This window comes from Olleya sp. YS, from assembly GCF_029760915.1.
Classification (GTDB): Bacteria; Bacteroidota; Bacteroidia; order Flavobacteriales; family Flavobacteriaceae; genus Olleya.
In genome coordinates this window covers 2,143,410-2,168,536 of sequence record NZ_CP121685.1, presented here as the reverse complement: position 1 = coordinate 2,168,536, position 25,127 = coordinate 2,143,410, and the positions used below count along the sequence as shown (strand labels likewise).

The 25,127-nt window shown below is 31.7% G+C and carries 23 protein-coding genes; 10 read left to right on the top strand and 13 right to left on the bottom strand.

Annotated elements, in window-relative coordinates:
* The 4 genes from crtI to Ollyesu_RS09920 are packed head-to-tail and all read left to right on the top strand — an operon-like array spanning position 1 to position 3,908.
* Positions 1-1,464: a phytoene desaturase family protein gene (crtI, locus tag Ollyesu_RS09935; protein WP_279301072.1), complete on the top strand. Its 1,464-nt coding sequence runs from the start codon at positions 1-3 to the stop codon at positions 1,462-1,464.
* Position 1,465: 1 nt separating this feature from the next.
* On the top strand, positions 1,466-2,305 hold the full coding sequence (locus Ollyesu_RS09930; protein ID WP_279301071.1) for a phytoene/squalene synthase family protein: 840 nt from the start codon (positions 1,466-1,468) through the stop codon (positions 2,303-2,305).
* 4 nt (positions 2,306-2,309) lie between these two features.
* Positions 2,310-2,759: a sterol desaturase family protein gene (locus Ollyesu_RS09925; protein WP_279301070.1), complete on the top strand. Its 450-nt coding sequence runs from the start codon at positions 2,310-2,312 to the stop codon at positions 2,757-2,759.
* A 3-nt stretch (positions 2,760-2,762) separates the two neighbouring features.
* Entirely contained in the window at positions 2,763-3,908 is a 1,146-nt protein-coding gene (locus Ollyesu_RS09920) for a lycopene cyclase family protein (RefSeq protein WP_279301069.1), read from the top strand.
* Here Ollyesu_RS09920 and Ollyesu_RS09915 read toward each other — a convergent pair.
* The 10 genes from Ollyesu_RS09915 to Ollyesu_RS09870 form a co-directional block, all read right to left on the bottom strand.
* A complete protein-coding gene (locus tag Ollyesu_RS09915) occupies positions 3,903-4,466 on the bottom strand; it encodes a TlpA disulfide reductase family protein (RefSeq protein WP_279301068.1) in 564 nt (187 codons plus the stop codon). The genes Ollyesu_RS09920 and Ollyesu_RS09915 overlap by 6 nt on opposite strands.
* Before the next feature lie 100 nt (positions 4,467-4,566).
* A complete protein-coding gene (locus tag Ollyesu_RS09910) occupies positions 4,567-5,646 on the bottom strand; it encodes a hypothetical protein (protein ID WP_279301067.1) in 1,080 nt (359 codons plus the stop codon).
* An 84-nt stretch (positions 5,647-5,730) separates the two neighbouring features.
* Positions 5,731-6,402 carry a Crp/Fnr family transcriptional regulator gene (locus tag Ollyesu_RS09905; RefSeq protein ID WP_279301066.1) on the bottom strand — a complete coding sequence of 224 codons (672 nt, stop codon included), beginning with the start codon at positions 6,400-6,402 and terminating at the stop codon, positions 5,731-5,733.
* A 115-nt stretch (positions 6,403-6,517) separates the two neighbouring features.
* Positions 6,518-8,788 carry an aconitate hydratase gene (locus Ollyesu_RS09900; protein WP_279301065.1) on the bottom strand — a complete coding sequence of 757 codons (2,271 nt, stop codon included), beginning with the start codon at positions 8,786-8,788 and terminating at the stop codon, positions 6,518-6,520.
* Between the two features lie 203 nt (positions 8,789-8,991).
* Positions 8,992-10,137: an acyltransferase gene (locus Ollyesu_RS09895; protein ID WP_279301064.1), complete on the bottom strand. Its 1,146-nt coding sequence runs from the start codon at positions 10,135-10,137 to the stop codon at positions 8,992-8,994.
* Between the two features lie 11 nt (positions 10,138-10,148).
* Positions 10,149-10,343: a gliding motility protein GldL gene (locus Ollyesu_RS09890; protein ID WP_279301063.1), complete on the bottom strand. Its 195-nt coding sequence runs from the start codon at positions 10,341-10,343 to the stop codon at positions 10,149-10,151.
* Position 10,344: 1 nt separating this feature from the next.
* Complete coding sequence (locus tag Ollyesu_RS09885) at positions 10,345-11,298, bottom strand: MoxR family ATPase (protein WP_279301062.1); 954 nt, start codon at positions 11,296-11,298, stop codon at positions 10,345-10,347.
* A gap of 5 nt (positions 11,299-11,303) precedes the next feature.
* Positions 11,304-12,734 carry a peptidylprolyl isomerase gene (locus Ollyesu_RS09880; protein ID WP_347567252.1) on the bottom strand — a complete coding sequence of 477 codons (1,431 nt, stop codon included), beginning with the start codon at positions 12,732-12,734 and terminating at the stop codon, positions 11,304-11,306.
* On the bottom strand, positions 12,718-13,569 hold the full coding sequence (locus tag Ollyesu_RS09875) for a peptidyl-prolyl cis-trans isomerase (protein WP_279301060.1): 852 nt from the start codon (positions 13,567-13,569) through the stop codon (positions 12,718-12,720). The genes Ollyesu_RS09880 and Ollyesu_RS09875 overlap by 17 nt, the downstream gene beginning before the upstream one ends.
* Position 13,570: 1 nt before the next feature.
* Positions 13,571-15,511 (bottom strand): peptidylprolyl isomerase, encoded by a 1,941-nt coding sequence (locus Ollyesu_RS09870; RefSeq protein ID WP_279301059.1) that lies wholly within the window; start codon positions 15,509-15,511, stop codon positions 13,571-13,573.
* A 207-nt stretch (positions 15,512-15,718) separates the two neighbouring features.
* Between Ollyesu_RS09870 and Ollyesu_RS09865 the strand changes: the two genes are divergently transcribed.
* The 5 genes from Ollyesu_RS09865 to Ollyesu_RS09845 all read left to right on the top strand — a co-directional run bounded on the left by Ollyesu_RS09865 (position 15,719) and on the right by Ollyesu_RS09845 (position 18,888).
* Entirely contained in the window at positions 15,719-16,459 is a 741-nt protein-coding gene (locus Ollyesu_RS09865) for a hypothetical protein (protein WP_279301058.1), read from the top strand.
* Between the two features lie 96 nt (positions 16,460-16,555).
* Positions 16,556-17,008 (top strand): SRPBCC family protein, encoded by a 453-nt coding sequence (locus Ollyesu_RS09860; RefSeq protein ID WP_279301057.1) that lies wholly within the window; start codon positions 16,556-16,558, stop codon positions 17,006-17,008.
* Entirely contained in the window at positions 17,009-17,245 is a 237-nt protein-coding gene (locus Ollyesu_RS09855) for a hypothetical protein (RefSeq protein WP_279301056.1), read from the top strand.
* A 78-nt stretch (positions 17,246-17,323) separates the two neighbouring features.
* Positions 17,324-17,758 carry an SRPBCC domain-containing protein gene (locus tag Ollyesu_RS09850; protein ID WP_279301055.1) on the top strand — a complete coding sequence of 145 codons (435 nt, stop codon included), beginning with the start codon at positions 17,324-17,326 and terminating at the stop codon, positions 17,756-17,758.
* 53 nt (positions 17,759-17,811) lie between these two features.
* Positions 17,812-18,888, top strand: a complete 1,077-nt coding sequence (locus tag Ollyesu_RS09845) for an endonuclease/exonuclease/phosphatase family protein (protein ID WP_279301054.1) — start codon at positions 17,812-17,814, stop codon at positions 18,886-18,888.
* On the opposite strand, the gene Ollyesu_RS09840 is transcribed toward Ollyesu_RS09845, so the two are convergent.
* From Ollyesu_RS09840 to guaB, 3 genes are all read right to left on the bottom strand, one after another.
* Positions 18,885-19,655 (bottom strand): TIGR03915 family putative DNA repair protein, encoded by a 771-nt coding sequence (locus tag Ollyesu_RS09840; RefSeq protein WP_279301053.1) that lies wholly within the window; start codon positions 19,653-19,655, stop codon positions 18,885-18,887. The two genes, Ollyesu_RS09845 and Ollyesu_RS09840, sit on opposite strands and share 4 nt — an antisense overlap.
* A complete protein-coding gene (locus Ollyesu_RS09835; protein WP_279301052.1) occupies positions 19,655-20,917 on the bottom strand; it encodes a putative DNA modification/repair radical SAM protein in 1,263 nt (420 codons plus the stop codon). Before Ollyesu_RS09835 ends, Ollyesu_RS09840 begins: the two co-directional genes overlap by 1 nt.
* Before the next feature lie 184 nt (positions 20,918-21,101).
* The gene (gene guaB / locus Ollyesu_RS09830; RefSeq protein WP_279301051.1) at positions 21,102-22,571 is read right to left on the bottom strand and encodes an IMP dehydrogenase; all 1,470 of its coding nucleotides are present in this window, start codon (positions 22,569-22,571) and stop codon (positions 21,102-21,104) included.
* A 250-nt stretch (positions 22,572-22,821) separates the two neighbouring features.
* Here guaB and Ollyesu_RS09825 point away from each other — a divergent pair, with 250 nt between their 5' ends.
* Positions 22,822-25,053 (top strand): TonB-dependent receptor, encoded by a 2,232-nt coding sequence (locus tag Ollyesu_RS09825; protein WP_279301050.1) that lies wholly within the window; start codon positions 22,822-22,824, stop codon positions 25,051-25,053.
* Positions 25,054-25,127 lie beyond the last annotated feature (74 nt).

The window sequence follows — 25,127 nt, the reverse complement described above, 5'->3', positions numbered from 1 at the left end:
ATGAGCAAAAACATTGCTATTATTGGTTCTGGTTTTTCGGCACTTTCTGCATCTTGCTATTTAGCAAAGCAAGGTAATAAGGTGACGATTTTTGAAAAAAATGATACAGTAGGCGGTCGATGCAGACAATTTAAAAAAGAAGGGTTTACATTTGATATTGGACCAAGTTGGTATTGGATGCCAGATATATTTGATAAATTTTTTGCTGACTTTGGTAAAAAAACTTCAGATTATTACCAGTTAGATAAATTATCCCCAGCTTACAAAATCTTTTTTAAAGATGATGTAATAACTATTGATGACACACTAGATAAAATTTGTACTGAATTTGAACGCATCGAGTCTGGTAGTTCGAAACCATTAAAAAAATTTATTAAAAAAGCTCAAGATCATTACGATATAGCCATTAATAAAGTAGTTCTAAAACCTGGCATTTCACCTTTTGAACTTGTAACCAAAGACACTATTACTAGAGTAGACCAATTTTTTAAAACTATAAGTGGAGATGTGAGAAAGCATTTTAAAAACCCTAAACTTATTTCTACATTAGAGTTTCCAGTTTTGTTTTTAGGTGCTAAACCAAGTAATACACCTTCATTTTACAGTTTTATGAATTACGCAGATTTTGGTTTAGGTACTTGGCACCCTAAAGGTGGCATGTATGAAATTATTAAAGCGATGAAAGATTTAGCAGAGAGCTTAGGTGTTATAATACAAACTAATAGTTCAGTTTCTAAAATTAATGTTGAAGGTAAGTCTGCTTCATCAATTATTGTTAACAATAAAGCGTTAGAATTTGATATCGTTTTAAGTGGTGCAGATTACCATCATTCAGAAACGTTGTTAGATGAAAAATATCGTCAATATTCTGAAACATATTGGAGTAAAAAGACTTTTGCTCCGTCATCCCTTCTATTTTATGTTGGTTTTAATAAAAAGTTAGATAATATTCAGCATCATAATTTATTCTTTGATACTAATTTTGAAACTCACGCAGAAGATATTTATGACAACCCAAAATGGCCTGATGACCCTTTATTTTATGCGAATTTCCCTTCAGAAACAGATTCAAGCATGGCACCTGATGGTTGTGAAACAGGTTTCTTTTTAATTCCAATTGCACCTGGAATTGAAGACACACCAGAAATTAGATCACTATATTTTGATAAAATAATTAAACGTTTTGAACTATTAACAGGACAGAATGTTACAAATAATATTATCTTTAAAGAGTCTTTTTGTGTAAAAGACTTCATTAAGGAGTATAATTCTTATAAAGGCAATGCATACGGAATGGCCAACACACTCATGCAAACTGCTTTTTTAAGACCAAAACTAAAAAGTAAAAAAGTAAAAAATCTCTACTTTACAGGACAACTAACAGTACCAGGTCCAGGTGTACCTCCAGCATTGATTTCTGGAAAACTAGTAGCAGATTTAATCACTAAACACCACCAAAATTAAAATGAAAGCACTATTTGATTCTGTATCCTACAATTGTAGTAAAGTGGTGACAAAGTCCTACAGTACGTCTTTTTCGTTAGCAACTAAAATGCTAGCAAACAGCATTAGACAAGATATTTATAACATATATGGTTTTGTAAGATTTGCTGATGAGATTGTTGATACCTTCCATGATTACAATAAAAAAGAATTATTTAAACGTTTTGAAGACGATTTAGAATTTGCTTTAAGAGATAAAATAAGCTTAAACCCTATACTTAATGCTTTTCAACACACATATCATAAATGTAATATTGATAAGCATATGGTTGATGCATTTATGAAAAGTATGCGTCTAGATTTATCAAAATCTAAATATGAAACCGAACAAGAATACAAGGACTATATATATGGCTCTGCAGATGTAGTAGGCCTTATGTGTCTAAAAGTTTTTGTTAAAGGTGATCAAGCTATGTACGAAGACTTAAAAGGCACAGCCATGTCTTTAGGTTCTGCTTTTCAAAAAGTTAATTTTTTAAGGGATTTGAAAGCTGATCACGATTTATTAGATAGAACATATTTTCCTAACACAGATCTTTGTAATTTAACTGAGGAAGATAAATTATTCATTATTAAAGACATTGAAAATGATTTTAATAATGGTCTTATTGGTATAAAAAAACTACCCATTGAAGCAAAATTTGGAGTGTTTATGGCCTATCGATATTACAACCAACTACTAAAAAAACTTAAAAAAACACCTGCTTTAGACATTAAAAACACTCGTATCAGAGTCCCTAATTACAAAAAAGCAGAGCTTTTAACACGAAGTTACGTTAAGTATCAACTTAATTTATTATAGGACAATGCAAGTATTATATTGGATATTAGTTTTTTTGGGCACTTTTTGTGCTATGGAGTTTATGGCTTGGTTTACACATAAATATATTATGCACGGTTTTTTATGGTCATTACATAAAGATCACCATCATAAAGATCATGATAGTTGGTTTGAACGTAATGATGCATTTTTTATTTTTTACGCAGTAGTCAGTATGAGTTGTTTCTATTTATGGAACTACGAAGGCGTGTGGTATTGTTTACCAATAGGATTAGGTATTATGGCTTATGGCTTAGCATATTTTATTGTACATGATATCTTCATACACCAACGCTTCAAAATGTTTAGGAATGCTAATAATTGGTACGCTAAAGGAGTAAGACGTGCACACAAAATACACCACAAACACTTAGGAAAAGGTGAAGGTGAAAATTTTGGGATGTTATTTGTACCCTTCAAATACTTCAAAAAATAATCCATGATTCCCAACACCCATTATGACTACATTATTGTTGGTAATGGATTAGCAGGTTTACAATTGGCTTTAGCCATAAGTAAAGATTCTTATTTTAAAGATAAGCAAATCGCTTTAATTGATCCTTCTACAAAAACAGCAAACGATAAGACTTGGAGTTTTTGGGAAACCGAAAATAAAAATTGGGATGCGATAACCTACCAGAAATGGAAGAAGGCAAACGTTATCTTCAATACAAAAAAAATCAATCTAAATCTTGTACCTTATACCTATAAAACCATACGTGCAATAGATTTTTATACTGAAGCTAAAACACAAATTAAACAGCAAGGTAACATCCATTTTATTATTGAAAACGTCACCTCTATTTCAGAACATAAAACCGTATCAGTTACAACAGATAGTAATACTTATACTGCTGATCATGTTTTTGACAGTCGGATTACTGAAGAAACAAAATCAAAATTACCAAATTACATTACTATAACGCAACACTTTAAAGGTTGGGTTATTGAAACTGAAACAGATTGTTTTGAAGAGGACACGGTAACCATGATGGATTACCGACTAAGGGATGGTAATCAAACAACATTTAATTATGTATTACCGTTTTCTAAGCGTGAAGCTTTAGTAGAGTTTACTTATTTTACAAAACAACTTGTTGATGAGCATGTTTATGATAGTTTTTTAAAACAATACATACAAGAGTATTTAAAGATTGAAAACTATAAAATTATTGAAACCGAAATGGGTCAAATACCCATGACTAACTATCCTTTTGAAAAACATAACACAAATAAAATCACTAAAATTGGTACAGCTGGTGGTTGGGTTAAAGGGAGTACTGGATACAGTTTTAAGCATACAGAAAAAAAAGTCAACCAAATAATAAGTAATCTTAAATCAAATCAGGTTCCTTCAAAAGACTTATTCAAAAGTAAATATGCATTTTACGACAAAATATTTTTAAAAGTTTTAAAAGATGAAAACCATAAAGGGGAATGGATTTTCAAACAATTTTATAGTAAGAACTCTATACAAACTATGTTTCGGTTTTTAGATGAAGAATCGACGTTTAAAGAGGAACTAAACATAATGTGGTCTTTATTTTCTTGGAGCTTCATTAAAGCCTTTTTTAAAACACTATAATAACAGTTTATCTATAGTATTTCTAACCGTTTCACTATTCCAATTGGCTGCACCAGATTTATCAATTACTACCTGACCTGTTTTATCAATTAAAAAATTTCTAGGAATACTATTAACATCGAAAAGCTTATTTGGTGAGGCTTCAGATGGGTTATAAATTGTAAAAGTATAGCCATTATGTACCGAAAATTGGTAAAGTTTTTCTGGTTTTTCGTTAGAAATAAATACAAATTCAATTTTATCTTTGTAGTCTTCATATAACTTTTGAAGACTTGGCAGTTCTGCTATACAAGGTGGACACCAGGTTGCCCAAAAACTAACTAACACGACTTTATTTTCCGCTTGACGGAAATTATATTTATTTCCGTTAATATCTATTAAATTCCAATTATAGTTAGTAATAATCTTTCTATTAGATTCACTTTCTACACTTGGTGAAAACAGTGCTAACCCTTTGTGCAACTGTATTTGTATGATTTGCCTAGTTTGTGGTATTATTAGTAATAATAACATCACAGCAAACAATATATATTTAAAGGTCAGCTTAGGTTTTTTCATAACTATTATAATTAATGAAGCGCCTTTTGCATGACACAAAAGACGCTTCAAATCTAATAAAAAACAAACTTAAATAAATTGCTTTTTCTTTTTAATACTATTAATTTCTAACCACTGTTATTGAATTTGATAATGAAAAACAACCTGATAGGTTATTAGCATTTGCACCCATCATAGCACCTTGTAATCCATCTTCGTAGCGTAAATACCAAATTAAACAAGTTCCAGCTCCTGCACCATCAAAATTAACACCTTCAACATCCGCTAATGTTGGTGGTAACCCTAGAATATTTCCTGCGTCATCTGTAATAACCCATGTGGCATTAGTACCTGTAGCAGTACCATCAAGCGTAATACCACTAACCATATCTGGTGTCCCGTCTACAGTAAAATTAAATGGTCCTCCAGAAATCATTCCAGCATTAGGCTGGTTTCTAACTACAGTAATTGGGTTTGATAAGTCAAAAAATCCTTGTAAATCGTTTGCATTAGCTCCCATCATAGCACCTTGTAATCCATCTTCATACGATAAGTGCCAAATTAAACAAGTTCCTGCTCCAGCTCCATCAAAATCGACGCCTTCAACATCTGCTATTGTTGGTGGTAACCCTAAAATATTGCCAGCATCATCTGTAATAACATATGTACTATTTGCACCTACATTACCTGATAGCGAAATACCAGAAACCATATCTGCTGTTCCGTCTACACAAAACGTAAAATCACCACCTGCTAACATACCTCCATCTGGTTGAGGGCTTCTAAATACTGAAATTGAATTTGATAAACTAAAACTACCTTGTAATCCGCTGGCATTTGCACCTACACTTGCACCTTGTAATCCATCTTCATAACGTAAATACCAAATTAAACAAGTACCTGTTCCTGCTCCATCAAAATCAACACCTTCCAATGCAGATATTGTTGGTGGTAAACCTAAAATATTACCAGCATCATCTGTAATAACAAAAGTAAAGTTTGATCCAACAGCAGTTGGATCTGTTGCTATACCTGATACATTATCGACTATTCCATCGCCAGCTACAAAGTTAAAAGGTCCTCCTGTTATCGCTTTAGCATCTGGAACGATTGGAGTTGGTGTTACAGCGTCATCGTCATTATTACACGATACACTAATTAGTCCTAAAGCCAAAATGGCTACATACATTTTTCTAATCATAATAATTGCTTTTTTTGTTAATATTAAGTTTGTTCAAATCAAAGCTATTAATCTTATGATTAATAAAATGTTAGCTATCTAACATTACGCTGTTTTATTGTAGATTCTGATTTCTTTTCTATTGAAATCAATTATTTTTTCTTCTTTTAATTCGTTTAAAATAATGTTTAACGTAGGTCGTGATGCACCTATTAAAGACGCAATGTCTTTTTGAGTATAAGGATGTTTAATTATATGGTCTCCTGTTTTTTCACAGTCGTAACCATAATCGTTGCATAACTCATGTATAAATTCTAATAATCTTGTTCTTGTATCTTTGAAGAGTAATAATTGAAGGCGTCTTTCTAACTTCTGAAGTTTGAAACCTATAAACTTGTATATTTTAAAGCTAAACGTTTCGTTTTGGCGCATTAAATTGTGCATTGTATTTACTCCTATAGGGCAAATGGAGGTATTATTGTCAATAGATTGAGCAAATTCGTCTCGTTTAGACTCACCTAAAATAGCTTTTTCGCCAAATAATTGTCCTTTAGACAAAATAGCTTTGACAACTTCCTGTCCGTCGTCGTTATAATAGCCAATTTTTACTTTTCCACTTTCAATTAAAAAGACTTTGTTAGCAGAATCTTCTGTAAAATAAATGTAATCTTTCTTTTTATAAGCATCAAAATGGTGGTCGCTTTTGTATGCTTCGAACAAATGAGGACATAACTTTTTAAATAGGTTTACGTCTTCGAAAAACCAAAGTGAATTCATAGTTGTGATTTATTAGATAAATCAACTGTCGCAATTCTCGTTATTTCCTTACATTATAAACAAAAAAACTTCCGAAGTTTTCGGAAGTTTTTATTTTTTTAACAATATTAAAGCATTATGCGTTATTTTCTTTCTTAATTAAATTCAACGCACTTCCTTCATTATACCAAGCAATTTGAGCTTCGTTATAGGTATGATTTACTTTAATGACATCCTTACTTCCGTCAGCGTGAACTAACTCGATTGTTAATGGCTTACCTGGTGCAAATTCGTTTAAATCTAAAAAGTTAAAGGTATCGTCTTCTTGGATTAAATCGTAATCAGCTTCGTTAGCAAAAGTCAATCCTAACATACCTTGCTTTTTAAGGTTTGTTTCGTGGATACGTGCAAAAGATTTTACAATTACAGCAGCAACACCTAAATGACGTGGTTGCATTGCAGCATGTTCTCTAGATGATCCTTCACCATAGTTATGATCTCCAACTACAACTGTTTTAATTCCTGCTTTTTTATATTCGCGTTGTACGTCTGGTACACCACCATACTCACCAGTTAATTGATTTTTAACAAAATTTGTTTTTTTGTTGAAGGCATTTACAGCTCCAATTAGTGTATTGTTAGCAATATTATCTAAATGTCCTCTAAAACGTAACCAAGGACCAGCCATACTAATATGGTCTGTCGTACACTTACCAAATGCTTTGATTAATAACTTAGCACCTGTAATATCGTTTCCTATTGGTGTAAATGGTGTTAGTAGTTGTAATCTTTCAGAATCTGAGGCTACTTTAACTTCCACTCCACTTCCATCTTCATCTGGCGCTAAATAACCAGCATCTTCTACTGCAAACCCTTTAGGTGGTAATTCCCAACCTGTTGGCTCGTCAAACTTTACTTCTTGTCCATCTTCGTTAATTAGCGTATCTGTTAATGGATTAAAATCTAATCGACCAGCAACTGCTATTGCTGCAGTTATTTCTGGTGAAGCAACAAATGCGTGCGTATTTGGGTTACCATCTGCACGTTTAGCAAAGTTTCGGTTAAACGAGTGTACAATACTGTTTTTAGGTGCATTTTTAGGATCACTATAACGTGCCCACTGACCAATACATGGTCCACATGCGTTTGTAAATATTTTAGCATCCAGTTTTTCAAATATTCCAAGAATACCGTCTCTTTCTGCAGTGAAGCGTACTTGCTCAGAACCAGGATTAATTCCCAATTCTGATTTCATTTTTAGTCCTTTATCCAAAGCCTGTTGTGCAATTGACGATGCACGTGATAAATCTTCGTAAGACGAGTTAGTACATGACCCAATAAGTCCCCATTCTACTTGTAATGGCCATTCGTTAGAGGTCGCTTTTTCAGTCATTTCTTTACCCACTGTCGTAGATAAATCTGGTGTAAAAGGTCCGTTTAATAATGGTCCTAATTCTGATAAATTAATATCTATAACTTGGTCAAAATATTGTTCTGGATTTGCATACACTTCATCATCTGCTGTTAAATAATCTTTAACTTGATTAGCAGCATCAGCAACATCTGCTCTGTCTGTAGCACGTAAGTAACGTTCCATAGATTCATCATATCCAAAGGTAGACGTAGTTGCACCAATCTCTGCACCCATATTACAAATAGTTCCTTTTCCTGTACAAGACATTGCTGTTGCACCTGGACCAAAATATTCTACAATAGCTCCAGTACCACCTTTTACAGTAAGGATTTCTGCTACTTTTAAAATAACATCTTTTGGAGCAGTCCATCCAGATAATTTACCTGTTAATCTAACACCTATTAGTTTTGGAAATTTTAATTCCCAAGCCATACCAGCCATAACATCTACAGCATCTGCACCTCCAACACCAATAGCTACCATACCTAAACCACCAGCATTTACTGTGTGTGAATCTGTACCAATCATCATACCTCCAGGAAACGCATAATTTTCTAAAACAACTTGGTGAATAATACCAGCTCCAGGTTTCCAGAAACCAATCCCATATTTGTTAGATACTGATTCTAAAAAATCAAACACCTCACTACTAACACTATTGGCATGTTTTAAGTCTGTTGCTGCTCCTTCTTTAGCTTGGATTAAGTGATCACAATGTACTGTAGTAGGCACTGCTACCTTATCTTTTCCAGCTTGCATAAATTGTAATAAAGCCATTTGTGCAGTCGCATCTTGACATGCAATTCTATCTGGTGCAAAATCTACATAGTCTTTACCTCTTGTAAAGGCTTTAGTAGGTGTTCCGTCCCAAAGATGTGAGTATAAAATCTTTTCAGAAAGCGTTAAAGGTTTTCCAACAACTTTACGTGCTGCATCAACGCGCTCTGTCATTTGGTTATATACCTTTTTTATCATGTCAATATCAAATGCCATATAGTCTATATTTAAAAGGGTTGTTTATTTGTTTTTATCCTGTAAGTCAGGAATTGCAAAATTACAAAAAATTGAAGAATTTTGAAAATATATAACAAAATTGAGTATTCGTTGAATTATACTCAATAATAGCAACTAAAATTAGTTTAAATTTATAAAAATGATAATTTTAAGTGTCATAAAATCGTAAATTAACAAGAAAACTAAAATCTAAACCATTGTTTAAATCTTTTAGAATCACGAAATTTTATGATGGGATATTCAAAATAAGTAAATAATACAAATGAAAAACTAAAAGTGATACTCCAAAACAACAGTAGAACTAAAATTTTATTGAGTAAGTTTAGTACTGAAATATCAATTAACCTCTGCATGGATAATAACACTATAGAATAGTTAACTAGATAAATTGAATACGACCACAAACTAATTGTTATGATAGGTTTAGTTAATACATGATTTGATCTCCAATTAGATAATACAGGGAATGTTAAGAGAATTGATATTGAAACTAACGCCAAATACCAAATATTAAAAAAACTACTGTAAACATTTGGCTCCAGTTGATTTTTGTAAATGTAAAAGTGAGTAATCATGAAAATAATTGCTCCTAATATCAGACTTAACCATTTATAACGTATCCAAAATTTTGTATAATAAACACTTATAAAAGCACCTAAAAAACCATAGTAAATACTATCAATTCTATACACAACAACCTTTCTAAGATTTTTACTCCAAGATATATCAAGATTGTCTACAGTAAAACTTACATCATAAATAAAACGGTTTAAGGTAAATCCAACAATAACTATAAGCGTCATAATAAGGAAACTCCATTTATTTAATTTCTTACATACTAATGCTAAAACCATAAGAATAATTGGTCCCAAGATATAGGCAAACTCTTCAATAGATAAGCTCCAAGATTCTGTAAAAAAGTCTGGTTGTTCTTGGCTAAAATTCTGTAAAAAGAAAAAGTATTTATATAATTGTTTTGGGAGTTCTGTATTGAATACATATAGTAGTCCTATATTAATTAGTAATACCAAATAATAATTAGGTAAAGTCCTAAACCAACGACGCATCCAAAATTGGGTGAACTGCTTTACACTAGTTTGTTGTTTTATAATGTGTTTTATTAAAATAGTACCTATTAAAAACCCACTTAACACAAAGAAAATATCCACACCAATAGTTCCAAAAAACTGAACCATTTTTATAGTTGTAGATTTAGATTCTGGACATAATAAAATAGTGGAATGTGAGCAAAGTATTAGTAAAATAGCAACTGCTCTAACAACATCTAAACCAAAAATTCTTTGTTTATATGTTGTAATTGATTTCAATTAAAGCAGGGTTAAGATTTTTGTCTTGAAATTTTTATTAGTTTAATAATGCCTAAAAATATAGCGCAAAATTCTATGAAAGTTCCAACGGTTAATAGTAAACTACCGTGTTCTAATTGTTGAATTTTAAAATAAGCACCTACAATAGTTAGGGTTATACCTACAACTAATAATAATAATGGCACTCTAAATTGTTTCAAATTCATTTTAAAACAAGCTTTTAATGATTTGCTCAATTGTAACACCTTCTGCTTCTGCTTTATAGTTTTTAATCATTCTATGACGCAAAATACTTGTAGCGACCGCTTGTACATTTTCGATATCTGGAGAATACTTTCCGTTAATAGCTGCATGTGTTTTGGCAGCCAATATTAGATTTTGAGAGGCTCTTGGACCTGCTCCCCAATCTATATACTGCTTGACTAAATCTGATGCAGCACCACTGTTTGGTCTAGTTTTACCTACCATGGTGACTGCATATTCAATAACATTATCAGCTACTGGAATACGTCTAATTAACTGTTGGAAATCTATAATCTCTTGGGCAGCAAACAAGCTGTTTACCTGTGGTTTATGGTCTGAAGTGGTAGCTTTAACCACTTGTACCTCTTCTGCAAAAGATGGATATTCTAAATTAATAGCAAACATAAAACGATCCAATTGTGCTTCTGGTAGAGGATATGTTCCTTCTTGCTCAATTGGGTTTTGCGTTGCTAGCACAAAATATGGCAAATCTAATTTATAATGATGTCCAGAAACTGTCACTGCACGCTCTTGCATAGCTTCTAATAATGCTGCTTGTGTTTTAGGAGGTGTACGGTTAATCTCGTCTGCAAGTATAATATTAGCAAAAATAGGTCCTTTTATAAATTTGAAATTGCGGTTTTCGTCTAATATTTCACTTCCTAAAATATCACTAGGCATTAAATCTGGAGTAAACTGAATACGCTTAAAATCTAGCCCTAAAGCTTGAGAAATAGTATTAACCATTAACGTTTTAGCCAATCCTGGAACACCAATTAATAAGGCGTGTCCACCAGAGAAAATTGAGATTAAAATTTGATTTACTACATCGTCTTGACCAACAATAACTTTGGCAACTTCTTGTCTTAAATCGTTATACTTATTAACTAAATTTTTAATTGCTGCAACGTCAGACATATATTTTACTTATTTTTTAACCAGTTACTACTAAAATCGCAACCTCTATGCGCTTCGCTAATTTTAATATATGTGTCAGCAATTTTTTCATCTTGCCATTTGCCAATAGTTTCAAATTGCTTTTCATTTAAAGCTAATTCTTTAATTTTCAAATAATCGCGAGCATAATCAGCATCATGCTCATCTATTCTATCGGTTACAGTTACTAATTTAAACTTAATATTTCCTTGTCTATCAGTATCTGTTAATACTTCGCTTACAGTGTTATTTTCTAATCCTTGCAATTGACCGTATAATTCTGGGTCCATTTTAGTCAGCTCGAAATTATAATCTTGTGTCTGTGGGTTTATTAATTGCCCACCTTGATATTTAGTTTCTTTTTCGTCACTAAATTCTTCTGCTGCTTCAGCAAAAGTATAGACACCTTCATTAATTTCAGTTCTTATTTTTTCAATTTTTTCTTTGGCTTCCATCACCTCTTCATCAGATATTTCTGGCACCAATAGTATATGACTTACATCATATTCTTGACCTCTAATTTTTTCTAGATAAATAATATGATAACCAAAATCTGATTCAAAAGGCTCTGAAATTTGACCTTCTTGTAAAGAAAATGCAACATCTCTAAACTCTTTTACCATTCTAGGTTGTGCTCTATTCATTGGTGGTAATCTACCTCCAGATTTTTTAGAACCTGGATCATCCGAGTAAAATGCAGCTCTAGATCTAAAGCTTTTCCCTTCTTCTTCGACCTCTCTTTTAAACTCTTTTAATTGTTCAATAACGCGTTGTTTCTCTGCTTCGCTAACTTTTGGCTCAACAATAATTTGAGCCACTTTAAGTTCTGTACCAAATCTTGGACGTTCTTCTTCAGGAATTTTATTAAAAAACTGGCGTACTTCTTCTGGAGTCACTTCAATATCTTCAATAATTTTTCTTTGCATTTCTGATGCCAACTTATTGCTTTTGTTAATTTCAAAAATCTCTTCTCTGAAACTAACCTCATCTTCTTTTTTATAAAATTTAAGTAAGGCATCCATATTACCATTAAATTGTTGTAAAAACTGCTGAATTTGCTGGTCTACATAGGATCTAATTTCAGCATCACTAACTTGAATACTGTCTTGTATTGCGTGGTGAGCGTATAATTTATCTTCTAACAGTTTACCAAATAATTGACAACGCGTCACACCTTGTAACGATGCGCCTTGAGCTTTTAATTGTATGATCATTTTGTCGATATCGCTATCTAAAACAATATAATCTCCTACTACAGCTGCCACACCATCTACCTTCATGGCACCATTAGTTAATGTAGAATCTACAGCTTGTTCTGTAGTAGTTTCGTCAATGATTTCTTGTGCAGAAACAGTAACTGTTGCTAATAGTAAAAACGCAAATGCAGAAAGCGTTTTAGTTTTAATTGTAAATCTCAAATTGTTTGTTTTTAATGGCATCTTTAGTAATGTCCTTTTCTAATTGTTTTATTAATTCTAGTTTTCGTTTATTAACAACGATTTGGTTGATGGTTGGTCTTACGTACTCTAGTGGTGCTGTATCGTTTTGTAGCAACACATTATTAATTTGCATCAAATATAATCCTAATGAATCTTTGAGTTGTATAAAATTAGATTTTTTTAACAATTCATTTCTGTACTCTTGTGTAACAGCCGGAATTTTTTTAATGGCTTGATCTACTCGTATCCATACAGAATCTTTTAATGAGTATGATCTAAATTGAATTGAAATAGAGTCTAATTCTTTTTTATCAGTTTCATTAAAACGTTTAAATTTTGTTTTGATATTTTCTAAATCTAATCTATTAGCCTCGACATTAATATATCTAAATTGGATTAACTCTTCATTTAATTTAAAAGCTTCTTTGTTAGCCTCGTAATAAGTTAAAGCTTCTGATTGAGACACTAAAGTATCTAAATTTTTGGTAACCAATGCTTCTAAATATGCTTTGCTGTACAAGTCATATTTATACTGCTGGACTAACTTATCAAACTTTTCTAATTTAGTATCTGACAAATTTACTTCTGCACCTTTAACCAAAAGTTGCTGAGTTGCCCATTTGTTTATAAAATTATTAGCGTACACAGCGCTATCTGATTGGGACACAAATTCTGGCATTGCCTTTTTTAAATCTTTATTATATAAGAAGACATCGTCTACTCTTGCAATTGCATCTTCTTTTGGTGCTTGATTAAAATAGTCGCATGACCATAAAACACTAAATAAAAATACTATGTAAAATACTTTTTTCAACTTATTTTAACTCTTCTTTTACTTGCTTTAAAGCGTCTTGATTAATAATTACTTTGTATTTTTTAGATAAATCTGCTAACCAGTCTTGTTCTTTTTGTTCTTGAAAATCTGAAATCACGTTACCTTTAGACTCAGCAAAAGTTTTTGACATTTTAGGAAGCACTTCTTTGATTTTAATTACCGTGTAAGCATCATTATGTTTATATATTTTAGAAACTCCAGTTGATAAATTTAACCCTTTTGGCAATGCCTGATGATTAATATCTAAAGTGTCAACAATAAAACTGACGTTAATTTCAGTATCAGAATTTAATCCATTTTTAATAACATCGATTGTTTTATTGTTTTCTAAAAGTTTTTCAACTCTTTTTATAATATTTTTTTTAGCTGAAGAGGCTACAATAGCATCCACCCTTGTATCATAGTAATATTTATCTTTATTAAGTAAATAGTATTCTTGTAATCCTACAGAGTCTTGCTTTGCTGCATTCCAAATTTCGGTTTCCATTAAATCAAACAACAATAAACCATCACGATACTCGCTTAATATTTGAGCATAGTCTTCGTTTTCATTTTCTAGATTATCTTCTTGATAGGCTTTTAAATTACTTTCTACAAATACTTTATAATTGTCCTCTACTAATTTATCAAATGACTTTTTAGCTTGTCGTCTGCGTTGACTTTTTACTAAAAAATCAGCAAAATCTCTCTGGTAAATGGTCTTTTCTCCAATTTTTAATAAAGCGTCGTTTCCTTTAAAGTTTGATGGAATTTTCCAACTGCTTGCAAAAAAATCGTCATTTAAAATTTTTACAAAAGGAGTTAAATTTGCTTCAGTTGACACATTGTATTGTTTTATTAACTTTTCAATACGCTTGTCTTCTATTACTTTAGACCTAGAATCTCTTTTGATTCTGTTTCTTAGTTCTGGTTCTAGTGTTTTAAACGGTTTAATACCATTTTTTTCTAATAATTTGATAATATGATATCCAAATTCCGACTTAAAAGGCTTAGTTATATCGTTAACGTTTTGCAATGCAAATGCTTGTTCTTCAAATATTTTAGAACTTAATTGACCTGCAGAAAACGTGTTTAGTTTTCCTCCATTAGCACTAGAACTTTTATCATCTGAAAACTGCTTAGCTAAAGCAGCAAAATCTTCGCCTTGCTTAACACGTTTGTATATTTCTTCAATACGGTCTTTAGCACTTTGCTCATCTTTCTCATCATCTGTTAACATAATGTGAGCTACTGTTACTTCTCCTCTATTATCACGTTTGTCTTTAGTCCAAACTATATGATATCCAAACTGAGTTCTAAAAGGCTGAGACCATTCCCCAACTGGTGTGTTAAATGCTGCATTCTCAAAAGGATATACCATCTTAAATGCTGTAAAATACCCAAGTTCTTCAGCAAATAAAGTTCTTCCATTATGGATATCTTTTTTGACTGCCTCAAAACCTTCATCCATAACACGACCTCTCAATTTTTGAATTTCTTGGTATGCTAAAAGGGTGTCTTGTGGACTTGCGTTTTCATCAATTCGTACTAAAATATGATTGGCATCAACTTCTTTTTGCAATCTATTATAAGCCTCTTCAATTAATTGGTCTGTAACTTTATTGTCGTTTAAGTAATTTTTAGATAATTGATTTTTGTAGTTTTGAAACTCTCTTAAATAGGACGGTTTTTGATCTAAACCTAGTGCTTTAGCTTCTGCTATTTTAAGCTTGTAATTAACAAATAAATTTAAGTAATTGTCAATATCCTTTTGTGAATCGTCTTTAACTAAATCTAAATTTTTACTGTACACGCGTTTAAATTCATTAGTATAAACGGGCTCACCATCTACAGTAAATAAAACGGTTTTGTTTTGTGCATTAACATGGAAACCTAACAGTAAAAGCAGTGTTAATGTAACATGTAAAAAATTCATTTTCATAATAAGGGCTCTTTTATTAGCAATGTCTGCAAAAATAGCAATATTACACTATAATACAAGCACTTTTGCAAACCATCCAATAAACTTAATTGAGGTAGGTTTAAAACGCTAAAATGGAAAAATTATTAACACGAAAACGTTATAGAAGTATTAAAATTATGGTTAGTATTAATTAATATGCTATTTTTACTTTAAAATAGAATTTATATGATTAAAAATTACTTTTTACTGTTATTGCTATTAGTGTCAAATGCTGTTTTAGCACAAGAAACTTTAACCTTTAGCGGTTATGATGGTGCACCAGCTACAATAACTGCAACCTCATCTACTGTTAATGACCAAATCACTATTGTTTTTGAAGATGTAGATATTATTAACAATTTTTATACAGAGGGTCGTACTTACATTCACATGTATGGTGGCTTAGATACACCATCAGGAGGCTTTCAAGGTGCACCTGCTTTTGGCGATTTAGCTGCACAACCACAATTGACATTGGTAAGTTCTGATACTGACCCAAATGCTGGACCAAACACGTACAGTATTACCATAAATTTATCTCAGTTTTACACAGCTGTTCCTGATGGAACAACCGTTTTTGGGTTTAATTTACTTTTCCAAAACGAGTTTGGAGGTGGTGGAAACAATCAAACTGCAGATTTATATATAGATTTAATAGATGCGCCAAAAAATTCTACATTAAGTATTCCTGAAGCTACAAATACTGCATTGACTGCTAAAATGATTGACAATCAGTTATTGATTTCTAACTACAATGGATCAGTAACGGTTAAGGCATACAATATTTTAGGTAAAGAAATTTTGAGTTTACCTAATCTAGAAGTCAATAATACCTTACGAAAAAATTTAAATTTACCGAAAAACCAAATTAGTATTGTGGTTATAGAAACTATAAAGTCTAGACTTACTTTAAAAGTCGTTTTATAACGATAAAAGTATTTTAACGACTATCTTAATACCTTTAGCGATTGTAATGTAACAATCGCTATTTTTTTTTTAGATTTAGTACTATATCGCTTACAAATGAAATATACTGTTCAAGTCACTATTAACAAATCGTTACACGAGTGTTTTAAATTGTTGGATGATCATGAAAACATGAAACATTGGCAAGAAGGCTTAGTGAGCTATGAGCATATTTCTGGAGACCCTGGAACTGTAAACGCCAAGATGAAATTAAATTATAATTTTGGTAACCGTAAGATGACTCTGGTAGAAACTATTACCTTCAAAGAAAAAAACAAAGCCTATCATTTTAATTTTGATACTAAAGGCATGCATAATATCCAGCAAAATTTTTTTGAAGCAATTGATGATAATACTACTCAATGGACTAGTATTAACGAATTTGCTCCTACTAATTTTACAATGCGCATGATGGCACTGTTAATGCCAAAAGCGTTTAAGAAGCAATCAAAAAAATACTTGACTGACTTTAAAAACTTTGCCGAAAACGGAACCTCTTTAGCTAAATAAATGAGACAATTAAAACTAATTTGGGACTTTAGAGGTCCTGATGCTTTAAAAATTGCTGAGCATCACGAAATACATCTTAAAGAATACATTGCTTTAGAAAAAACAGAATTAAACATTACTGGTTTTGAGCAAGTAAACGATATGCACAGTATAGCGTTTATGGTAGTTAATGAGAGTGAAATGAAGCCTATACGTGATGCTTTAAAACCACATCGTGGTCAAGTTTACAATGATTAAGCAAGAAATTAATCTACATCTATAATATTGACATTACAGTAGGTATGACCAATAATTATATAAAAAGTTGATATTAATATGAGAACTTTAAAGTACAATATAGCTATCAATGCATCTAAAGAAAAAGTTTGGAATACACTTTTTACAGATAGAAATTATCCAAAATGGGTTAAAGTTTTTGCTGAAGGAGCTTACGCTAAAACTGATTGGAAAGAAGGCAGTTCTGTCGATTTTTTGACACCAAATGGTGATGGTATGTTTAGTAAGATTCATCAGAAAACACCAAATAAACTTATGGTTTTTAACCACCTAGGGTTTATAAAAGAAGGTAAAAAAGTTTACGATGAAAAATCTAAAGCATGGGAAAACGCAAAAGAATCTTATGAGCTTATTGAAAAAAATGGAAACACTGAGCTTTATGTAAATATGGACACCACAGAAGAATATATAGATTACTTTGACAAGACTTTTCCAAAAGCTTTAAAAAAAATCAAAGAATTATCAGAAGAATAATATTTAAAGTTTTAATTTCAAACAAATATTATTACTATTTAGGCAAATAAATAATGAAATTAAAACAGTTTTTACAAACCTTTGGGTTAATTACAGTAATACTAACATTATTACCAACTTTGGATTTAGACTATTGGTTTATAAGAATGTTAGATTTTCCTCATATTCAATTAACTATTCTAACCTTGGTTTCTGCTTTAATCTTTTTAATTAAGTTTGACTTTAAAGATTATAAAGATTATTTGTTTATCATAACACTTTTAGGATGTTTTATTTTTCAAACTAGTAAAATCATCCCTTTTACACCTCTAGTTAATACAGAGTTAAAAGATTATACTACAACTAGTCAAGATTCTTTAACATTATTTACCGCTAATTTATTGCAGAAAAACAAAAATCCATCCAAGGTCATGCAAGCTATTCAATCAATAGAGGCTGATGTGGTTGTTTTGACAGAAGCCAATAACCGTTGGAAGAACGATTTAAGTTCTGTTGTAAATTCTTTGTACCCATATAAAGTAGAAATAGCGTTGCCTAACACTTATGGTATGTTGTTTTATTCTAAACATAAATTAATAGAGCCTGAAGTTAAATATTTAATTAACGATAGTATACCGTCAATACATACCAAATTGCAACTACCTAATCAAAGTATTGTGCAATTTTATGCGATTCACCCAACACCTCCAATGCCTCAAGAAAACCCAATGTCTACAGAACGTGATGCAGAATTAATGTTAGTTGCAAAATTGGCTAACGACTCTAATTACCCAGTTATAGTTTTAGGTGATTTAAACGATGTAGCTTGGTCTGAAACTTCTAATTTATTTAAAAAAATAAGCGGTTTACTTGACGCAAGAGTTGGAAGAGGATTTTACAACACTTATAATGCTAAAAACTTTATTTTGCGTTGGCCATTAGATCATATCTTTGTTTCTGAAGAATTTAGGTTTAAAAACAAAAGAGTCTGCAAGTCTATAGATTCTGACCATTTTCCATTGTTTATGTCATTAAGTTTTGAGCCAAATTTAGCAAATGCTCAAAAAAAAGAACCTCCAACATCTTTAGAAATAGAAGAAGCTAATAAACATTTAGAAAAGCATTTTGACAATAAGACTCATTTTGATTAAAATGGTTGCTTTTCGCTTAAATACTTCCAATACCGTTTAGGAACGTGTTGATTATGTAATTTTAAGTTTTTTCTAGATTCTATGTTTGTACTTTTAAAATAATCTTTCCACAACTGTTGAAATTCTAGTTCCGTATCTGTAAAAAATTCGGATGTCGTGTTTGTTGTTATATTTTTTGAAAGTTCTAAAACCACGATCTCAACTGTATTTAGATTGTAATATAATCCGTAGTTTCTTTTTAAATCATATATTATCCACTGTTGGTCTGCGTAACGTTTTCTAAAATGTGTTTCAATAAGTGGTAATACATTAAAATCGGGTTCTATATTTGCAAAATACACTTCATCTTTTGTTAATCTAAATCTAACAAAAGCTTCCATTCTATGCTTTTCTCTGCTTACCTTTTTTGTTATTTTGGACATCTCCAAAACATACATATTTGCATAATCTTTCATTATAGATGTTGTAGACTTGAAAGCATATTTAATAACTTCTAACAACGTGTTTTCTACATTATACAATTCGCTTAAAAAAGCGTAATACAATTGTGCTACACCACGCTTACCGCATTTAATTTTTAAGCTATTCCACACACGATTTGCTTTTTCTTTATCAGTAATTATAGTTTCTGTATTTGAAAACAGCTGCTCTTGATATTGTGATGCTTTGATAATTTTTGGAGTAACTACATTATACTCGTATACATAAAATACTGCACATAAAAATCCATCAAACGACCCATCATATATTAGTAACGTATTTTGCATCAATTAAACAAAGACATTTGAGTACTTAACATGGATGTGTATTTGCTTTTAGAATTTTGCAATATTAATCCTTTGATATGTTCTGGAGTTAAATCCCTTCTTTCAAACTGATTTGAGGCACAAACGATAAAGTATTGCGCTCTATTAAGTGCAACGCCTATTTTTTTAAGGTGCTCCCAGTTAAGCTTATTAAATCGTCTAGCATTTAAAATTTTATGTACAGAACGCATTCCTAAGCCTGGAACTCTGGCTAACATCCGCTTATCTGCTGTATTTACATCTACAGGAAACTCGTGCAAATTACGTAAAGCCCAACCTAACTTAGGATCTATATCTAAATCTAAGTTTTGATGAGAGGCATTTAAAATTTCCTCGATATTAAATCCATAAAAACGCAATAACCAATCTGTTTGATATAACCTATTCTCTCTAAGCATTGGTACTGCACTTCCAATTTGCGGTAACCTAGAATCGTTACTAATAGGAACATATCCAGAATAGTAAACACGCTTTAAATTGAAGTGTTTATAAAAATGATTAGAGGTATACATAATTTGCATATCATTCTCTCCAGTTGCTCCAATTATCATTTGTGTGCTTTGTCCTGCAGGCGCATATTTTGGTGTACTTTTAATTAATTTCTTTTCTGATTTATACTGAATAATTTCGTTTTTTACCTTAAGCATTGGCTTTATAAAATCAGCTCTGTTTTTATCTGGCGCTAATAATTTTAATCCTTTTTCTGTAGGAATTTCAATATTAACACTTAATCGGTCAGCATACAGACCAGCTTCTCGCATTAATTCGTCTGAAGCACCTGGAATAGATTTTAAATGGATATAACCATTAAAATTTTCTTCTAATCTTAACTTCTTAGCCACAGCTACCAAACGTTCCATAGTATAATCAGCATTTTTAAAAATACCAGAACTTAAAAAAAGGCCTTCAATATAATTACGTCTATAAAAATTAATAGTTAAATCAACAACTTCTTGAACCTTAAACGCAGCACGTTTTATGTCGTTACTTTTACGTGTCACACAATAGGCACAATCAAAAATACAATGATTGGTTAACAAAATTTTTAATAGCGACACACAACGACCATCTTCTGTGTAGGTATGACAAATTCCAGACGATGAAGCATCACCTAAACCTTTGTTTTTATTAGTTCTGTTACTTCCACTAGAAGAACAAGACACGTCATATTTAGCAGCGTCAGCAAGGATATTAAGTTTTTCTTTAATCCGTTCAAAAGACATAAAATAGCATATAATTAATGAGGTGCTAAATTACAAAATTATATTTCATTTTATGTATTATGTTTAAATATATTTAAACATATTTGTGATATTTTTTATTTAGTTTTTCTTTTGAAAGCAAAAAAAGCACAACTATAAAGTTGTGCTTTTTTATATTAATATTTCTGTCAAAGCAGAAAATATATTATCTCGAATAATTAGGTGCTTCTTTTGTAATAGTCACATCATGTGGATGACTTTCATTAATACCTGATGCTGTAATTTTTACAAAACGTCCTGTCTCTTTTAAAGTCGCCACATCTTTTGCACCACAATAACCCATTCCTGCTCTTAATCCTCCAATAAATTGATGGATACTTTCATACAACTCGCCTTTATATGGTACACGACCAACAATACCTTCTGGTACTAGTTTTTTAATATCATCTTCCACATCTTGGAAATAGCGATCTTTACTACCTTGCTTCATCGCTTCTACAGAACCCATACCTCTATAGGATTTAAACTTACGTCCTTCGTAAATAATGGTTTCTCCAGGACTTTCTTTTGTTCCTGCTAATAACGACCCTAACATCACAGTATCTGCTCCAGCTGCCAATGCTTTAGGGATGTCACCTGTATATCTAATTCCGCCATCTGCAATTACTGGTACTCCACTTCCTTTTATAGCTGCAGCAACTTCTAGCACTGCACTAAATTGAGGAAAGCCAACACCAGCAACCACTCGCGTTGTACAAATAGAACCTGGTCCAATTCCAACTTTTACAGCATCTGCTCCTGCTTCGACTAAATATTTAGCTGCTTCACCAGTAGCAATATTACCCACAATAACATCCAGTTGCGGGAATTTAGTTTTAATTTCTTTTAAGACCGTTACCACACCTTTGGTATGTCCATGTGCTGTGTCTATGACTATTGCATCAACACCTGCTTTAACCAAAGCTGCAGCTCTGTCTATAGCATCACCTGTGACTCCAATTGCAGCTGCAACACGTAATCGTCCGTAAGTATCTTTATTTGCAAATGGCTTTTGGGTGACTTTAGTTATATCTCTAAATGTTATTAACCCTTCTAATTTATTACCTTTTACAATTAATAACTTTTCAATTTTATTTTCTTGAAGAATTTTTTCCGCATCTTTTAAAGAGGTGCCTATAGGAGCAGTTACTAGATTTTCACTAGTCATTACCTCAACAATAGGTCTATTGTTATTATGCTCGAAGCGTAAATCCCGATTCGTAACAATTCCTTTTAAAACACCATTATTGTCAACAATTGGTATACCTCCAATACTAAATTCTCGCATGGCATTTTTTGCATCTGCAACAATTGCGGTTAAGGGTAACGTGACAGGATCTAATATCATACCACTTTCGGCACGTTTTACTTTACGCACTTTAGTAGCTTGCTGCTCTATGGTCATGTTTTTATGTAATACACCAATGCCACCTTCTTGTGCCATAGCTATAGCCATTCTGCTTTCTGTGACCGTATCCATAGCAGCAGATACTATAGGTACATTTATGGTAATGTTTCTTGTGAATTTTGACTGAATGTTGACTTCGCGAGGAAGAACTTCTGAAAATGCTGGAACTAAAAGTACGTCGTCATATGTAAGACCTTCTCCAACAATTTTATTTTCGTGTGCTGTCATGATGCAATTAGAATTAATTGCAAGCAAATATACGTTAATAATATGAACTATTATTCATTTTTTATGTTCAAAACAGATATCACATCTAAGACCTTAAGTTTTTTTTAAAAAATTTTAACATTTGCAATGTGCTAACTATCAATAGCTTAAAAATATTGTTTTTATTTATTCTAAATAAGCTTTGAAAAAGTAATTGTGAGGCTTATATTTGCACTCTCAAAATAACACTATTTTTAATCAGTCTAAATAAATGAATAAGCTATTACCCCTTATTTTATTATGCTTTACAAGTATAATTATTGCCCAAAATAATGAAAATCAACAAAAATCCACTTTAGATTCTGTACAAAAGTTAGATGAAGTATTAATTAAGTCAAATGTTATTTTTGGTAACAAGTATGTTGCTAAAAACAGAACAGGTTCAGCCTACTATATTTCTCCTGCGGAATTGAAAAAATTAGGATATACAGATATTAATCGTGTGTTAAGAACTGTTCCTGGAGTAACAATTGTAGAAGAAGATGGTTTTGGTTTACGTCCAAATATTAGTTTAAGAGGAACCTCACCAGAGCGAAGTGCAAAAATTAGTTTAATGGAAGATGGAGTGCTAATAGCTCCTGCACCTTACAGCGCGTCTGCTGCTTATTATTTTCCATCGGTAGGACGTATGCAAGCAGTTGAAATTTTAAAAGGAAGTAGTCAAGTACAATATGGACCTTTTACTACTGGAGGTGCTATTAACTTGGTATCGACTCAAATTCCTGATACTTTTTCTGGTAGAATAAAAGCCTCTTACGGTAGCTTTAATAGTGGACAATTATATGCTTCTGTTGGAGATAGCAAAGAGCATATTGGTTATAATATTGAGTATTTAAACTTTAATTCTGCTGGGTTTAAAAATCTATTAAATGATGCCAACACAGGTTTTGATAAAAACGATATAGTAGCAAAATTGAGATTTAATAATAGTAAAGATGCAGCAATTCAACAAAATATAGAGTTTAAATTTCAATATGCAGATGAAGTGTCAAATGAAACGTATTTAGGATTAACTGAAGCAGATTTTGAAGCCAATCCATTTGATCGTTATGCTAGCTCTCAAGTTGATAAAATGACTAATGAGCATTTACAATTTTTGATAACACACAATCTAGAATTTAGCAAAAACTTTAGTATTCGCACCAATGCATACTACAATAAATTTGAACGTAATTGGTACAAATTGAATGATGTTGTTGCTAATGGAGAGAAAGTTGGTATTGCTACCATTGTCGAAAATCCTGAGGACTATCCTACTCATTTTGGTTTTACAAACGGAAATTTAAATTCTGGTGCAGATGCTTTACTAGTGAAAGCAAATAACAGAGCTTATATTTCTAAAGGTGTACAAACTAAATTTGATTATCACTTTTATGGAGACAATACATTTCACGATGTAGAAGTTGGATTTCGTTATCATTATGATGAGGAAGATCGATTCCAATGGAAAGATGGTTATAGCATTAACAATGGAATCATGCAGCTAACAACTGCTGCACCAGAAGGTAGTGATGCAAACAGAATTAGTAGCGCCAAAGCTTTTGCAGGTTATGCTATGTATAAATTTAAATACAAAAACTTAACACTAACACCTGGTTTACGTTATGAAAACATTGTTTTAGCCCGAGATAATTTTGGAACTAGTGATCTTTCAAGAAGTGGAGATAATTTATCTAGTAGAGAAAACAAAGTGGATATAGTTATTCCTGGAATAGGTTTTAATTATAGATTTAACAACGATTTATCCTTATTTGGAGGTGTACACAAAGGATTTTCTCCTCCAGGTAATGAAGACGGTCAAAAGGCTGAAGAGAGTATAAATTACGAATTAGGAACTAGATTCAATGTTAATGGTATCCAAGGGGAAGTAGTTGGTTTTTATAATGACTATAGTAATCTTTTAGGAAGTGATTTATCAGCTTCTGGAGGAACAGGAAGCTTAGACTTATTTAATGCTGGAGAAGTGTCAGTAAGAGGAATTGAGCTACTATTAAATTATGATGTTTTAGAAAGTAGCACAACATTTGCATTACCAATTACACTTGGATATACCTTGACAGACTCCGAGTTTTTAAATAGTTTTGGAAGTGATGATGGTATTTGGGGAACTGTTACAGAAGGTGATGAAATCCCTTACATAGCTAAACATCAATTTAATGCTAGCATAGGTTTAGAACATGCAAAATACAGCGTTAATTTAAATACAAGATACAATGGTGCCTTTAGAACAGTCTCTGGAAGTGGTGATATACCAGCTAACCAAAAAGTGGAATCCGCAATTGTATTAGACTTATCTGGTCGTTATAAAATCACACCTAAATTAAGTGCTACTGCTAATATCATTAACTTATTGAATAATGAGTATGCAGTGTCACGTGTACCTGCAGGATTAAGACCAGGACATCCTTTTGGTGCTTATGCAGGTTTAGAGTTTCAGTTTTAATTAAGTATAGTTACAACACAAAAAAGCTCATATCTAATTAGTTATGAGCTTTTTTTAATTTATGCTATATCAAA

What these genes read in the sequence shown, in the direction of transcription:
- crtI (WP_279301072.1), top strand. Translation starts at nt 1, where the DNA reads ATGAGCAAAAACATTGCTATTATTGGTTCTGGTTTTTCGGCACTTTCT.
- Ollyesu_RS09930 (WP_279301071.1), top strand. Translation starts at nt 1,466, where the DNA reads ATGAAAGCACTATTTGATTCTGTATCCTACAATTGTAGTAAAGTGGTG.
- Ollyesu_RS09925 (WP_279301070.1), top strand. Translation starts at nt 2,310, where the DNA reads ATGCAAGTATTATATTGGATATTAGTTTTTTTGGGCACTTTTTGTGCT.
- Ollyesu_RS09920 (WP_279301069.1), top strand. Translation starts at nt 2,763, where the DNA reads ATGATTCCCAACACCCATTATGACTACATTATTGTTGGTAATGGATTA.
- Ollyesu_RS09915 (WP_279301068.1), bottom strand. Translation starts at nt 4,466, where the DNA reads ATGAAAAAACCTAAGCTGACCTTTAAATATATATTGTTTGCTGTGATG.
- Ollyesu_RS09910 (WP_279301067.1), bottom strand. Translation starts at nt 5,646, where the DNA reads ATGATTAGAAAAATGTATGTAGCCATTTTGGCTTTAGGACTAATTAGT.
- Ollyesu_RS09905 (WP_279301066.1), bottom strand. Translation starts at nt 6,402, where the DNA reads ATGAATTCACTTTGGTTTTTCGAAGACGTAAACCTATTTAAAAAGTTA.
- Ollyesu_RS09900 (WP_279301065.1), bottom strand. Translation starts at nt 8,788, where the DNA reads ATGGCATTTGATATTGACATGATAAAAAAGGTATATAACCAAATGACA.
- Ollyesu_RS09890 (WP_279301063.1), bottom strand. Translation starts at nt 10,343, where the DNA reads ATGAATTTGAAACAATTTAGAGTGCCATTATTATTATTAGTTGTAGGT.
- Ollyesu_RS09885 (WP_279301062.1), bottom strand. Translation starts at nt 11,298, where the DNA reads ATGTCTGACGTTGCAGCAATTAAAAATTTAGTTAATAAGTATAACGAT.
- Ollyesu_RS09870 (WP_279301059.1), bottom strand. Translation starts at nt 15,511, where the DNA reads ATGAAAATGAATTTTTTACATGTTACATTAACACTGCTTTTACTGTTA.
- Ollyesu_RS09865 (WP_279301058.1), top strand. Translation starts at nt 15,719, where the DNA reads ATGATTAAAAATTACTTTTTACTGTTATTGCTATTAGTGTCAAATGCT.
- Ollyesu_RS09860 (WP_279301057.1), top strand. Translation starts at nt 16,556, where the DNA reads ATGAAATATACTGTTCAAGTCACTATTAACAAATCGTTACACGAGTGT.
- Ollyesu_RS09855 (WP_279301056.1), top strand. Translation starts at nt 17,009, where the DNA reads ATGAGACAATTAAAACTAATTTGGGACTTTAGAGGTCCTGATGCTTTA.
- Ollyesu_RS09850 (WP_279301055.1), top strand. Translation starts at nt 17,324, where the DNA reads ATGAGAACTTTAAAGTACAATATAGCTATCAATGCATCTAAAGAAAAA.
- Ollyesu_RS09845 (WP_279301054.1), top strand. Translation starts at nt 17,812, where the DNA reads ATGAAATTAAAACAGTTTTTACAAACCTTTGGGTTAATTACAGTAATA.
- Ollyesu_RS09840 (WP_279301053.1), bottom strand. Translation starts at nt 19,655, where the DNA reads ATGCAAAATACGTTACTAATATATGATGGGTCGTTTGATGGATTTTTA.
- Ollyesu_RS09835 (WP_279301052.1), bottom strand. Translation starts at nt 20,917, where the DNA reads ATGTCTTTTGAACGGATTAAAGAAAAACTTAATATCCTTGCTGACGCT.
- guaB (WP_279301051.1), bottom strand. Translation starts at nt 22,571, where the DNA reads ATGACAGCACACGAAAATAAAATTGTTGGAGAAGGTCTTACATATGAC.
- Ollyesu_RS09825 (WP_279301050.1), top strand. Translation starts at nt 22,822, where the DNA reads ATGAATAAGCTATTACCCCTTATTTTATTATGCTTTACAAGTATAATT.